Below are 13,306 nucleotides of genomic sequence, written 5' to 3'. Positions count from 1 at the left end.
TTTATATTTTCACATTTAAATGCATAAGTTTCTCAGGATTAACCATCATATAAATATTTGAAATTTTCTCATCCTCAAATAAAAACGAAAGAACATAAGTTATTTTATTATTTATTGTAACTATAACTCCTGGCATACCATTTACCAATTTGAAATCAACAGTGTACTCTTCTGTCAATCGTTGCGCAATCCCAAAGAACAAACGTATAATTCGATCCGCAGAATAAATCGGATGAATCGCAGTCGTAACTTTCCCACCACCATCTGCTTTCAATATCGCATCTGTTTTTAACACTTCTAACATGCCTTGCGCATCCCCACACTGTAATGATGATACAAACTTTTCAACATAAGCAGCCATCTTCTTCGTACTTAATGTTGATTGCTTCGGCTTTTCCAATATACTTTTTCGTGCACGTTGAAAGATCTTTCTACAGTTCACACTACTCTTATCAACAATTAAAGCTATTTCTTCATACTCATAACTGAAAACCTCTCTTAATATGAAAACAATCCTTTCTACCTCAGACAGTTGTTGTAAAAGTAATAAATATGCTATGGAAAGGGATTCTTTTATTACAAATGACTCTGATGGCTCATCACTCTCTTCTACAAGTGGCTCTGGTAACCACATCCCCACGTACACGTTTCGTTTATGCGCTGCCGAACGTAATTTATCAATTGAACGATTTGTCGCCATCTTACACAAATATGCTTTCATATTTTCAATAGACTGAAGATCCTCTATATTATTTAACGCGATAAATACATCCTGAACGATATCCTCAGCATCCATAACACTTCCAAGGATTCTGTAAGCTAACGAAAATAATAATGGTTGATACGCTTCATATAACTGCTCCGTTTCCATGATGAACACCCTCACTTTCGTATTGCTTTAAAATGTGTAACGCTGCACGTTTCCCGCTTGCTACTGCAGCATCAGCTAATATTTCATCATGCCCAGCCCAATCACCTGCAACGTAAACACCTGGTATTTCAGGGATATTAGGACCCGGGGTTTCAACTCGGTTAATATGAGGAAAATCATATACTACTGTTATTTTCGGTAAATACTGCTGTGCAACAACTTCTCTTTTCCAATTTGGATGTAACAACTCCATCGTGCTTTCTAACTGTTCTTTATCGTCATGAATATGATTCATCTCTAGCACAGGATTATGGTACTTAATTAGACTCACTGCAATTGATCCATCTTCACTTAATTTAGCTGCTCTTGATTGATTCGTGAAAAATATTGGTTGATCTAACCCTAATGCAAATTGATGTGTAGGATTCGGTAATCGTCTCAAACCAATATCTAATGCAGCAACAGTAACCGGTACCGATTGTTCACTCCATCTATACAAACTTGTTCCTTCTACACCTTTTATTATGTTACAAGCTTCTTTCGGTGTAGTCGTCACGATGACTGTACCTACTTCAAATACCTCATTGTCAAAACAATGTATTCTTTGTTTATCTTCGTAATGCTCTATTTCCAAAACATGCTTATTCGCCAGAAACTGTACCCCTACATTATTCGCTATATCTCTTAATTTTGTTATAACTGTCTCCCAACCACCATCTACATAAAATACCCCTTCTTTTATTGAAAGCTGTATTTGTTTTAGTACTGAAGATGCTAATTGTATTGTAGGAGCAAACGTATATGTTGTTGTTCGGCATAGTGCATAAAATATATTGCGAACCATTGGATCTTTTATTTCATTTTCTGCCCATGTAGTTAGACTCATTTTTGGAACTTCTCCTATATCTAAATTCCCTAAACGAATCATAAGACGTGAGAATTGTACTTTTGCAGACCACGAAAGTAGTGGTGTTGATAAAATTGAGCGAAAATCTGTTGGGATGGTGAATATATCCCCTTTCCATATTCCATGTGCTTTTGTAGATGGTATTCCACCCGGTAGATTCATACCAAGCTCATTAAAAGTTAAAAATGCTGCTCCTCCTCTATATAAGGCGTGTGCACCAAGATTCATATAGATCCCATTTTTATTTATAGTCATCCCTCGACCACCAAAGCGACTGGACTTTTCTAATACAATCACTTTCCTCCCAGCTTTCGCTAAATATATAGATGCCGTTAATCCAGCAAGGCCACCACCAACAATTGCTACATCAAATGTATTCATAATAAAATCCCTCCTTATCGTTCTACATACAAGACGAACGATTAAGGAGGGATGTGACATAAAAATTAATTTTTATTAATCTACTTTACTTCATTTTTTTGTACTCGATCATATTGCATTCGAAATAATTCAATTGCAAACGGAATATCCTCTTCACTCTTTATATAATAACTTATCCATCCTGATTCAGGTAATACGTGATGTGCTTTTACTAATCCTTGGTTCACTAATTCATCTCGCTTTAACTTCGGAAATGGTAAATCAATTAATTTATCACCATGAAGATGGCCAAGTTCCTTCTTACCATAATTTATTTCAATACCACCAAATCGATGCGGTTTTTCAGAAACACCCGCCCAGCTGAGCACTTCATTTCTAATCATTTCACTAAATGACATGAACCTTCACCCCTTATTAATGATTGATGTAATATTAAATTAACACGTTCATTACTTTTTTCCATCAATCTAAAGTATGAATGGATATACGAATATAGTTTAATCTCAATACCTTTATTTTTTACATAATTAAAATAATTTCAAAGGGGATTTATTCTATTATATAGAATTACTATTAAAAATAATTTTAAGGGACGGATTTACATGAGCGGGGTATTATTACAAAAGGCAAATTATCTACAATCGAATGAATTAAAACTTTTGAAAAAAGCTATACATTTTGCAGAGCAAGCGCATGATGGACAATACCGTCAAACTGGAGAACCATATATTATTCATCCTTTCGCAATTGCAGAAATACTGCTAAAGCACAATTAATTATTCAGCAAAAACTATCTTAAATAACAGACCAATACCTCTATAGAAAGTATTGGTCTGTAAATATATAATACGAAATAAATTTCTATTTTTTAACCCTAACCTAACATTAACAATTCCGATTTTAACAATATTATCAACTCGAAATACACCCCATATTCTTTGTGGAATAGGCAATTTTATTATGATACCAACAACTGCACCTAATAAACACTAGACACATATCCTAATTTTGTAACCTTACTTATTAATAGAAAGGCAGGTAATACAATTGATTTCCAATATCGACTATACCTCCCCCTCGACTAATTTCACTTATGATTTAAGTAAAAGCAGTTTTTTTCAGAAAGATGCCCAAAATTATATAAATGTACTTGGCGTGAAACAATTAAATACTTTAGAAAACACTTCTTTATTAGATATTTATTTAAGTTCAGGTAATGTCGTAGAACCACATATTCATCAAAATGCAGCTGAACTTGTTTACTGTATTTCAGGATCTGCTGTTGTTTCTTTACTTAATCCATTTACAAATCAAATATTAAACTTACCGATAAAACCAGGGCAAGTTGCCAACATTCCACAAGCGTGGTGGCATTATGAAGTTGCTACAGCAGATGATACCCATTTATTAGCTATTTTTGATGCACCAACGCCAGAGGTTATTTTTGGTTCTGATATTTTAAGGTTAACTCCCACAAATATGATGGCTCATACTTACTGTCTCGATGAACAACAATGGAAACAAGCGGTATCCCCTATTCAATCCACTACAGTAATCGGTCCTCCAGCAAACTGTCAGCAAAACCGAGGACCTATAAACCCAGCAACTCATCCTCCTAATCCACAACAAAATTTATATTATCAAGATTCATATTATTTCCCTCTTTACTGGGGATATTAATTTATATCATTAAAAGCCAATTATTTATCTCCTCGGAAAATACGTAGGAGATTTTTTATTGTATATCCTTCATTCCTATTTTTTATCGTAACAATTAATAGAGTACATACATATAATAGTTATATATTTAATTGGAGGTGATTGTACTATGAGTAATTATAACTATCGAAAAAACTACTCTCATAATAAAAATAGTAGTTCATCAACATCCTCTCAATCTTCCAATTCTCAATCTTCCAATTCCCAATCGCAAAGAGATTTAGCCGAGCAAGGCTATGTAAAGAAAAAAGGATGTAACTGTAATAAAAACAAATAGTTTATTACTAATTTGAACAATAGCATTTTAACGTTCACGATAAATAATTTACTTCCCTGTATACAATTTTATTTTATGGATGAATTCTGTTTTTAATAGAATTCATCTTTTTTATTTATAGGTAATTTTTCAAAGTATTTAACTTATGCTATAAACAATAGATTGTAAATCATAAATTTTGATTTTTCTTTTATACCAACTTAACAAAGAGTAACCCTCAATTAATTTATCACCTATCTTTCCATAAAATATAGCCCCTCCTAATAACATTAGGAAGGGCTATATACACATCGCTATCAAGCTAAGAAAGTTAAATAGATAATATTAACCTACTTGAACTGTTGGGCGAATTATCATTTCATAAATAGCTACATCAGATGGTTGCTCGATTGCAAAGGCAATTGCACGAGCAATGCTGTCAGCATCAATAGCTATTTTGTAAAATTCATCTAAGCCTGATTTTGATTCTGGATCAGTAGTAGTTTCTAACAATTCGCTGTTTACAGCCCCTGGAGATACATTTGTAACACGGATATTTGTGCCACTCATCGCTTCTTCTTGACGCAAACCTTCAGATATTGCTCTTACTGCATGTTTGGTGCCACAATATACCGTTCCGCCTGGATAAATATTATGTCCCGCTACTGAAGAAAGATTAATAATATGACCGGATTTACGTTCCCTCATCGAAGGAAGGACAGCAGCGATGGAATACAAAACACCTTTGAGATTAACATCAATCATCTTATCCCATTCATCAATTTTTTTCTTAAATAAAAAAGCCTGGGGCATTAACCCCGCATTATTGACTAATACATCAATTTTCCTAAATCTTTCAATAGCATACGCAATCAAATCTTCCATTTGTTCATGTGAAGTTACATCTGCCACTTTATAAACAGCTTGTCCACCATTATTTTGAATTTCTTCTTGTAATTTCTTTAGACGGTCTTCACGGCGAGCCGCTAATACCATCTTTGCACCTTTTGAGGCAAGTTCTTTTGCGGTAGCTTCTCCAATTCCACTAGATGCACCTGTAATAATAACAACTTTATCTTGAATATTAGACATATTAAATAACGTCCTTTCTTAATAAACTTCTTTTGAAAACAATTCTTTTCTAATCATAATGACTGGACATTGCTTTTTGCCAACCACGATAAAAAGCTAGATGAGTAATGACTTCAATCAATCTTTTCTTCAGTTTTTGCCTTATTTACATTTCATATCCCCTTAAGTCATTCAGGATTCTTATAATGCGCGTTCAAAAGTTAAAACCCGCTAATAACCTTTGGTAGGGCAATTTTTTAAATTTTTGAGTTCATTGATTAAAGTGACATATAGCAAATAAGACAATCAATAATGATAGGCAAATTTTATAGAATGTTGAATTAATTCCTATCTAGAAAATCAATTTATAGAACTATACTTATAGTTTCTCATTAAAATAAATAATAAACTCAATATTAAGAATAGGAATCCACCTAATACGACGTACTGTGTACCCATTCCTGATATAACTAATCCGCCTACCGATGTACCGATTGTTACCCCTAAGTTGCCGGATGCTAGAAACAATCCATTCGAGAATTCAGGGGCTTCTGGAGCTGCAGACGTAATCCAATATTGACTAATATTATTCCCTATAGCCACTACTATTCCAAAAATCAAAATAATTAATGCCATAGGTATAGTGAACTCTCCCATTAAGAACAATAAGATGTAAACGGCTCCTAATACAAATGGAAAACATGCTACAGAATTTATGGCATTTTTAGTAAGCACCTTCCCGGCGACAATGTTTCCTATTATACTTGCCCCACCAAATATGAATAACATTAAACTAATCGTTTTCCCGGGTATATTCGTAATGGTTTCAAGATACTCAGCAAGGTAACTACTAACTCCATACATCGCTGCATTTATAAAAATGACAGCAGCAACGGATAGCCAAGTAATTGGTTTTTTTAATACACTTAATTGAGATCCATAAGAGAGTCTTTCCTTAACAGGCATAGATGGTACAAATAGCAATATAGCAATGAATGCTATAGCATTCACAATAGTAAAGAATAACATTGCCATTTCAAGCGAAGTTGTATTAGCGATAAAACTAGAGACTGGTGCACCAAGTACCATTCCCCCTGTTACTCCTATAAATACTTTAGAAGTAGCTTTTGGAGCTTCTTCCTTGCTAACTGAGGCCGCTGCTGTTGTCAAAGCTATTGAGACATAAACCGGATGTAAAAAGGCTGGAATCACACGAGCAATTAATAAAATGGTAAAGTTTGATGCAAATATGGAAACAATGTTACCCAGAACGAAAACACCAAGTACAAGTAACATTACCTTCTTACGATTTATGCCCGAAAACAATAACGGCATAGTAGGCCCAGATATTGCAACAGCAAGTGCAAAGAGACTCACTAGCAACCCTGCTGTGGATATACTGATATCAAAATGATCAGCAATTAAAGGTAATATCCCAACGATCCCCATTTCCGTATTTAAGATGCCGAATACACCTATGGTCAATATTAATATAAGCAAATTATTTCGTTTAGCCACAAAATTCGCCTCCTACTTTCATTAATGATAAAACTCAAAAAATAAACATTCATTGATTAATCAACAACTGTTTATTATTATAAAGATAATTAGAATTAATCCAATGGTTAATTCAACGCAATTCGTTGATTATTAAACATATCAATTAAAATTGTTGATTATCTTAAAGAAAGTTTGGTGACCTAACAATGTCTAAAGTGGATAGAAGAATAACCAAAAGCAAGGAAGCTATCAAAAAAGCTGTTATCGAACTGATGTCTGATAAAAATTTTGACGATATTACCATTCAGGATATTGCTGATCGGGCGAATGTTAACCGAGGAACCATTTATCTTCATTACTCGGATAAGTTTGATTTACTGGATAAAATCATTGAAGAACATATTAATGAACTAAGGGTAATGTGCGAATCAGCAGCTGAAATGGATTTAGATTTTGTAGAATCAAATGTAGGCTGGTTCGAATACTTTGAGAGCAACTATTCATTCTTTTCAACGTTGTTAGCAAGTAGTAAAGCATCTTCTTTTCGTAGTCGGTTCCAAGAGCTTCTCATCGAAGAAATGAAAAATGATATTGACACAACAAAATTGATAAATCGAGAATTGAATGAAGAAGTTATACTGCAATTTATTGTTACATCTTTTGTAGGAATTGTGGAATGGTGGATCACAAAAGGGATGCCTTATCCGCCTCATGTTATAGCAGTACAACTAGGAATTTTGATAGACAGGAATCTATAAGTTTCTCCAAGTGCTATTTCAATAGTGAAGATAATCGTAAACAGTTAGTGATAAAAAACGTAAAACGTGACTGTAACTTTCAGGTGGTGAGTGGTCTGAGATGAAGAAGATTGTAGCTGAGGTAAATGAGTTTTAAATAATTTTAATAACCTCCTACCAAGTCATCAGGTAGGAGGTTATTGTCTTTTGGAGAACAAAATTTAACAACACTATTATTTCTGCACTACACATCAATAGTAAAAGGTACCGATAGATATGAAGGGAGTAGATGTTGTATATGCGTTTATTTATGAGAAAATAGCAAAACCAGTATTAATGGTTAAAAATCAACGTTCAACTTGGCACCTACCATATATTCATTAACTTATAAAGTTAGTTGTTCCCAAAAACGATAAAAATGAATGTCGGTTCTATAAAAAACACAAATTTTTCGTTTAGGGGGTACTTTAAAAAATTAGCTTGATGGCAATGGGCTATATACACATGCCAGTTCAAATTTCAAACAGACATTGTAACAAGTTAGACGATATTAATACCTGCACTTACAAATCCAGCTACTGCAGCGAATGGACTTGCTGCTGTTAACGAAACATATAGTAATATTTTATCCCCTGCCGTTACTGGGATAGCCTCAGCTATGATCCCTTATGCTGTAGAACCAATCGCTATTGCGGCAAATGCTGGTGTTAATAATAGAGGTGCGCCTTGTACTGTAAACGTATTACTTACTGGAGGTGCAGTTAATATTTGTATATGTACTTGAACAGGTGATAATGGAGCTAATGCAGCTGTTGCACTAAAGAAACCTGCTAACGACGTAATAATCCCATCACGTGGTGCTACAAATGCATAATCACCTACACCTAATGCTAATGTGATACCTGTTGCACCCGTTAATGCTATACCAGGCTGACTAAATCCAAATCCAAGAAAAGTTCCTGTATTAGCTATTAACGCGTTAACTAACGCAGATGGTGTTGTACCTGAAGCGAACGGAATAATAGCTCCGCCACCAGTTGCACCTGTTAAGCCTGTTTCTCCTGTTGGGCCTGTATCTCTCGTTGGACCTGTTGGGCCGCCTCCTGGAGTAGCACCAATTAGTTGAACTAATAAGTTTAATAGAAGTTGTAAGCTTGCAGGATCAAGAATTAAAGAGAAGAAGAATGGTGCAAGAGCACTGAAGAATTGTTGTAATAAAGAAAGTAATTGACCTAGGTCTGGGTTAGGAGATTGTAGTAAGTTAATAATACTTTGAATTAATTGCTTTAAGAAATTCCCTTCTGGAGAAGGTGCTAATTCATTTAGTAAGTTCAATATATGGCATCTAGAAGATTCACATCTACACTAGGAGCTGGAACCGGAACTGGTGCAGCTTTTGCAATTGCTGCTACAGCTTGTTTAAACGATGCTGGTACTACTCAACTGCTTTTCCGACTTTTACGTATTATACAACTTATATGTAAACGGCATTCTTCAACCTAGTGTGAACTCCAGCGTTACTACTGGACCTACTGGCGCTATTACAATTCCAGGCGGAGATGCATTAGACGGCGGAATTCCAATTACAATCGAATTTATCGTCACTTAGTTTTAACTAATTTAGTGTAGAACAAAAAGACAGATTCTTTTTATTTAAGAATCTGTCTTTTTTAATTAATAATGATAAATTGCAAAATAATTGAAGAACCTTGCAATGGTGGTTGATCATCCAATAAAGTTAGCTGACCAGTACTAACCTGATATAATGGTTGTGGTTGAAGTATTCCATTAATAAACAAATTAATATACGAAACCTCATCAGGAGATAATATGTGAGTTGTACCATATTGAGCTATCCCATCTGAATCTGTATATATAAGTTTCTCTCCATCGGAAAAAGTGTAAAATAATAAGTTAGTTGTTGTTATGGGGCCAATAACTCCAGTTGGGCCTGTTGATCCTGTTACCCCCGTTGGGCCTGTTACTCCTGTTACCCCTGTTACTCCCGTTGCTCCTGTTACCCCTGTTACTCCCGTTGCTCCTGTTACCCCTGTTACTCCCGTTGCTCCTGTTACCCCGGTTACTCCCGTTGCTCCTGTTACCCCGGTTACTCCCGTTGCTCCTGTTACTCCCGTTGCTCCTGTTACCCCTGTTACTCCTACCCCTGTTACTCCTGTTACTCCCGTTGCTCCTGTTACTCCTGTTACTCCCGTTGGACCTGTTACCCCCGTTGCTCCTGTTACTCCCGTTGCTCCTGTTACCCCTGTTACCCCTGTTACCCCTGTTACTCCTGTTACCCCGGTTACCCCTGTTACCCCGGTTACTCCCGTTGCTCCTGTTACTCCCGTTGGACCTGTTACCCCCGTTGGACCTGTTACTCCCGTTGCTCCTGTTGGAATATAAATTGGTGGAAGAACCGGAAAGGTAGGTCCAATATTTTCTGGGCCTATCATACCATTATTCAACAACAATTTGTCATTGCGGTTCAATTTAATACCCCTCATTCCACATTTTTGTTTACTAATTAAAAAAATAAAACATCTATCATTTTAGAAAAATTCCATGACTACTTTTTCATACTCAAATGTTTTTACATATATTAAACTTTTACCGTTGCTATAACTAGTAGTATTAATATAATAAAATGATAGTTCCATATCAAAATACTAAATCGGTTACGTTCTAATTAAAAATGAGGTGATTTATATTCAAGATAAGAATGAGAAAATGAAAAAAGAACTATTTTCCCTGGCTCTTGAAATTATTCTCCCTTACAGGCTTACAGGTAATACTGGGCCCACAGGTATTACTGGACCTATTATTACTACAAACTCTATGTTTGCCAATAATACATTAGGTGGTCCCATCTCAGTCATATTAGGTGGAACTAATATTCCACTTTCTAATAACCAAAGTCTCGGTAATTTTACAGTGAACGCTTCAAATGATATATTTACAATTCCTGTTACTGGAAGATATTATTTAACCTATCAAGTTAATACAACAACTTCTTTACTTGCTGGTACAAGGCTACTATTAAACTCTTCAACCCCACTTCCCGGATCTATTTTTTCACCTGCAATATCAACTTCAAATTATAATAATAATTTAATAAATAATTTAATTGCTGGTAATACAATTTCACGTCAACTATTCGACGTATTATCCGTAGTTAATTTAGTTGGAGGCGGTTCTACAGGTGCCTCTTTAACAATTATACGAATTGATTAAAAAATGATTCGTTCTTTTTTATAATAATCATTCTTAAATGCTAAAATAGTAACTATTACGTCATTCCTAAAGCTTATATTTCAATAACTTCACGACAGTGATTATGCAATAAGAAACACTTTGCACTATATTCATAGTACAAAGTATCTATACTAAATTTTCCGTATATACATTATCAATTTACACTCTACCTATGCCAATGTTACATTAAATAAGAAGACAGTTTCTCAAATGCGGACCATCTCAATACGTATTTGAGAAACATACTCCAATCCTATACGCGAGAGCAATACTATGGTTGACACTCAAATGAGTGTCTTTTTTTGTGGATTATAAAAAATAAAAACCATCTCTCATAGATGGTTTTATCATTACGCCTTTCTTTGTTTTTTAAGGCAGCTGTAAATTTATGAAGCTGAATAATAAATGGTCATACTTAACCGTGTTAGCGTTCTTCCGAAATTATGATAAGAATGCGGTCTATCCGCCTTAAAGCGAATTGCATCCCCACTATTTAATTTATATTGACAATCATTTATTTCAATTGTCAATTCCCCTTCAAACACTGTTATAAATTCTTCGGCCCCTTCTTTATGGCCTTCCGAACTTAGTTTTCCTTCTGCCTCAATTTCAACCGTATAGATTTCAAAGTTCCTATCATCTTGGAAAGGAAAAGAAGGATACACTTTATATCTCCCATTGTCTTCTGATAATACTTGAATATCATTTCGTAAAACAACTTTCGTATCTGGTTGCGGATTATTGATTAAAGAAGTAAAAGACACTTTCAAACCATTAGCAATTTTCCATATCGTTGTTAATGTTGGACTTGACTCTCCTCGTTCAATTTGTCCTATCATCGTTTTACTCACACCTGTTAATTGGGAAACCTTTTCTAAACTTAATTTTTCCTTCTCTCGTATTGTCTTTAAATTTTTCGCCAGAATAAATTGAATTTCTTCCATAAGAAACACTCCTACACTATATACAATATAACGACCGTTATGTATAATAAAGAGCACACGTTATATTGTTCTTTTCGGTCATTATAACACACGAAATAATTAGGGGGTTTTGAAATGCCTATCTTTTCTTTTTTGTTATTTGTTTTTATAAGTAGCTTCACACCCGGACCTAACAATTTTTTAGCTATGACATACGCCAATCAACATGGTTTAAAAAGGAGTATTCAATTTTGCTTCGGAGTAGCTTTCGGATTTTTCATCCTCACTTCCTTGTGTAGCTTCTTTAATATTGTACTAATTAATATTCTACCCATAATCGAGTTCCCTTTAAAAATTTTAGGTGTAGCATACATGCTATATTTAGCTTTTAAAATACTAACTAGTAAAACTAGTACAGATCCCGATGAAAAATATAATAAAAATTTATTTACAGTGGGGGTTTTTCTTCAGTTTGTTAATCCTAAAGGGATACTATTCGGACTAACTGTAGTATCAACTTTTATTCTTCCTTACTACTCTTCATATTCAAGTTATCTACTTTTTTCATTATTTCTCGGTGTAGTCGGGTTAATGAGTACATTTAGTTGGAGCTTATTTGGTTCCATGTTCCAAAAACTTTTATTAAAACATACTAAATCATTTAACATCATTATGGCCGCTTTATTAGTTTTTAGTGCTATTTCAATTGTAGTCAATTAAATTCAAATTCTAAATTTTTTTCTTATTAAAAATACGTTTTACAAATATGGCTGATATTTTCAATAAACATTCCACTTACATGCTTTACTTATTTAATTTTAGGTCGGAATAAAAATTTTAAAAAGAGGATTACTCAGTATAAGTAATCCTCTTTTTCGGGCCGATTGGTTTGTAAATATTCTGTTCCACTAAACTCAAATCTTTACTTAACTTCATACCACCAGCCTTTACGATCAAGGTAATCCGTCATTCCTTTAAGTTGCGCATCTGAAGTTGGTTCAGATATAAAATATGTTAGACCATCAGATTGTAAGATGAAGTTAGCTGTCATTTTTAGGGACGTTAATGCCCCCATTACATCAGGTGTTTCATACGGTGAAAATGCTCCTGATTGAATGATATTTTTTTGGGATGGCGGAGTTGTCCCACCTGATTGCCCAGTTAATGCATAAACAATTGAATTTGCAATCTTATCTGGATTCCATTTTGCCATATCTGCTTCATTATCGATAAATCCAAGTTCAATTAAGATTGCAGGTGCTTTCGTATTCGCTAACACATAAAGGTCTTTACGTTCCTTTGCACCACGATTTGACCAGCCAATATCTTTTGAAAGTTGTGCTGCTATCTTTGCTGATAAAGCTTGTTGATCATAGTAAAGTACTTCAACACCATTTGCTTTCGTATCGTATGAGTTTAAGTGAAATGAAACTACTAAGTCTACATCATGTGAATTTGTTTTTGATACAATGTTATTTAAATTTTGTGCTTGTGTTGTCCCTACTTCATCCGTATCATCATAAACTGTATGTCCTAATGCTCTTAGTTTAGCAACAACTGCATCCTTAACTTGACGATCCATAATGTGTTCTTTCCGATTTCCATAATTCGCCCCCTGTACAATACTATTGTGACCTGCATGTAAACTATATCTAGCCATTTTTCAACACCCCCTTTTTTATTAACATA

The 13,306-nt window shown here is 34.4% G+C and carries 12 protein-coding genes and 3 pseudogenes; 6 read left to right on the top strand and 9 right to left on the bottom strand.

The window, feature by feature from the left end; genetic code table 11:
- Position 1 precedes the first annotated feature (1 nt).
- From V7S50_RS13325 to V7S50_RS13315, 3 genes are all read right to left on the bottom strand, one after another.
- Positions 2-871: a sigma-70 family RNA polymerase sigma factor gene (locus tag V7S50_RS13325; RefSeq protein ID WP_242253194.1), complete on the bottom strand. Its 870-nt coding sequence runs from the start codon at positions 869-871 to the stop codon at positions 2-4.
- Positions 849-2,159: a phytoene desaturase family protein gene (locus tag V7S50_RS13320; RefSeq protein WP_242253193.1), complete on the bottom strand. Its 1,311-nt coding sequence runs from the start codon at positions 2,157-2,159 to the stop codon at positions 849-851. The genes V7S50_RS13325 and V7S50_RS13320 overlap by 23 nt, the downstream gene beginning before the upstream one ends.
- A gap of 80 nt (positions 2,160-2,239) precedes the next feature.
- Positions 2,240-2,557 carry a luciferase domain-containing protein gene (locus V7S50_RS13315; RefSeq protein ID WP_242253192.1) on the bottom strand — a complete coding sequence of 106 codons (318 nt, stop codon included), beginning with the start codon at positions 2,555-2,557 and terminating at the stop codon, positions 2,240-2,242.
- A 204-nt stretch (positions 2,558-2,761) separates the two neighbouring features.
- Between V7S50_RS13315 and V7S50_RS13310 the strand changes: the two are divergent.
- A pseudogene (locus V7S50_RS13310) lies at positions 2,762-2,929 on the top strand (HD domain-containing protein); the annotation flags it as partial.
- 277 nt (positions 2,930-3,206) lie between these two features.
- Positions 3,207-3,839: a cupin domain-containing protein gene (locus V7S50_RS13305; protein WP_242253191.1), complete on the top strand. Its 633-nt coding sequence runs from the start codon at positions 3,207-3,209 to the stop codon at positions 3,837-3,839.
- A gap of 640 nt (positions 3,840-4,479) precedes the next feature.
- Here V7S50_RS13305 and V7S50_RS13300 read toward each other — a convergent pair.
- A complete protein-coding gene (locus V7S50_RS13300; RefSeq protein ID WP_242253188.1) occupies positions 4,480-5,226 on the bottom strand; it encodes an SDR family oxidoreductase in 747 nt (248 codons plus the stop codon).
- Between the two features lie 339 nt (positions 5,227-5,565).
- On the bottom strand, positions 5,566-6,723 hold the full coding sequence (locus V7S50_RS13295) for an MFS transporter (RefSeq protein WP_242253187.1): 1,158 nt from the start codon (positions 6,721-6,723) through the stop codon (positions 5,566-5,568).
- 188 nt (positions 6,724-6,911) lie between these two features.
- Between V7S50_RS13295 and V7S50_RS13290 the strand changes: the two genes are divergently transcribed.
- Positions 6,912-7,463: a TetR/AcrR family transcriptional regulator gene (locus V7S50_RS13290; RefSeq protein ID WP_242253185.1), complete on the top strand. Its 552-nt coding sequence runs from the start codon at positions 6,912-6,914 to the stop codon at positions 7,461-7,463.
- A gap of 519 nt (positions 7,464-7,982) precedes the next feature.
- Here the strand turns inward: V7S50_RS13290 and V7S50_RS13285 are convergent.
- Positions 7,983-8,777 (bottom strand): annotated as a pseudogene (locus tag V7S50_RS13285) (exosporium glycoprotein BclB-related protein); the annotation flags it as partial.
- A gap of 3 nt (positions 8,778-8,780) precedes the next feature.
- On the opposite strand from V7S50_RS13285, the pseudogene V7S50_RS13280 reads away from it, so the two are divergent.
- Positions 8,781-9,051, top strand: a pseudogene (locus tag V7S50_RS13280) (DUF4183 domain-containing protein).
- 61 nt (positions 9,052-9,112) lie between these two features.
- Here V7S50_RS13280 and V7S50_RS13275 read toward each other — a convergent pair.
- On the bottom strand, positions 9,113-9,931 hold the full coding sequence (locus tag V7S50_RS13275; RefSeq protein WP_336376438.1) for a DUF4183 domain-containing protein: 819 nt from the start codon (positions 9,929-9,931) through the stop codon (positions 9,113-9,115).
- 238 nt (positions 9,932-10,169) lie between these two features.
- Here V7S50_RS13275 and V7S50_RS13270 point away from each other — a divergent pair, with 238 nt between their 5' ends.
- A complete protein-coding gene (locus V7S50_RS13270) occupies positions 10,170-10,673 on the top strand; it encodes a BclA C-terminal domain-containing protein (RefSeq protein ID WP_309260166.1) in 504 nt (167 codons plus the stop codon).
- A gap of 407 nt (positions 10,674-11,080) precedes the next feature.
- Here V7S50_RS13270 and V7S50_RS13265 read toward each other — a convergent pair whose 3' ends face one another.
- Positions 11,081-11,695 (bottom strand): helix-turn-helix domain-containing protein, encoded by a 615-nt coding sequence (locus V7S50_RS13265; protein WP_153039400.1) that lies wholly within the window; start codon positions 11,693-11,695, stop codon positions 11,081-11,083.
- 57 nt (positions 11,696-11,752) lie between these two features.
- Here V7S50_RS13265 and V7S50_RS13260 point away from each other — a divergent pair, with 57 nt between their 5' ends.
- On the top strand, positions 11,753-12,337 hold the full coding sequence (locus tag V7S50_RS13260) for a LysE family transporter (protein WP_242253183.1): 585 nt from the start codon (positions 11,753-11,755) through the stop codon (positions 12,335-12,337).
- Between the two features lie 202 nt (positions 12,338-12,539).
- On the opposite strand, the gene V7S50_RS13255 is transcribed toward V7S50_RS13260, so the two are convergent.
- On the bottom strand, positions 12,540-13,277 hold the full coding sequence (locus V7S50_RS13255; RefSeq protein WP_063225050.1) for an N-acetylmuramoyl-L-alanine amidase: 738 nt from the start codon (positions 13,275-13,277) through the stop codon (positions 12,540-12,542).
- Positions 13,278-13,306: the final 29 nt, after the last annotated feature.

The sequence above is a fragment of the Bacillus sp. CCNWLW194 genome, assembly GCF_037120585.1.
Taxonomy (GTDB): Bacteria; Bacillota; Bacilli; order Bacillales; family Bacillaceae_G; genus Bacillus_A; species Bacillus_A basilensis.
The sequence above is the reverse complement of the archived record's forward strand: the minus strand, read 5'-3'. Positions and strand labels throughout refer to the sequence as shown.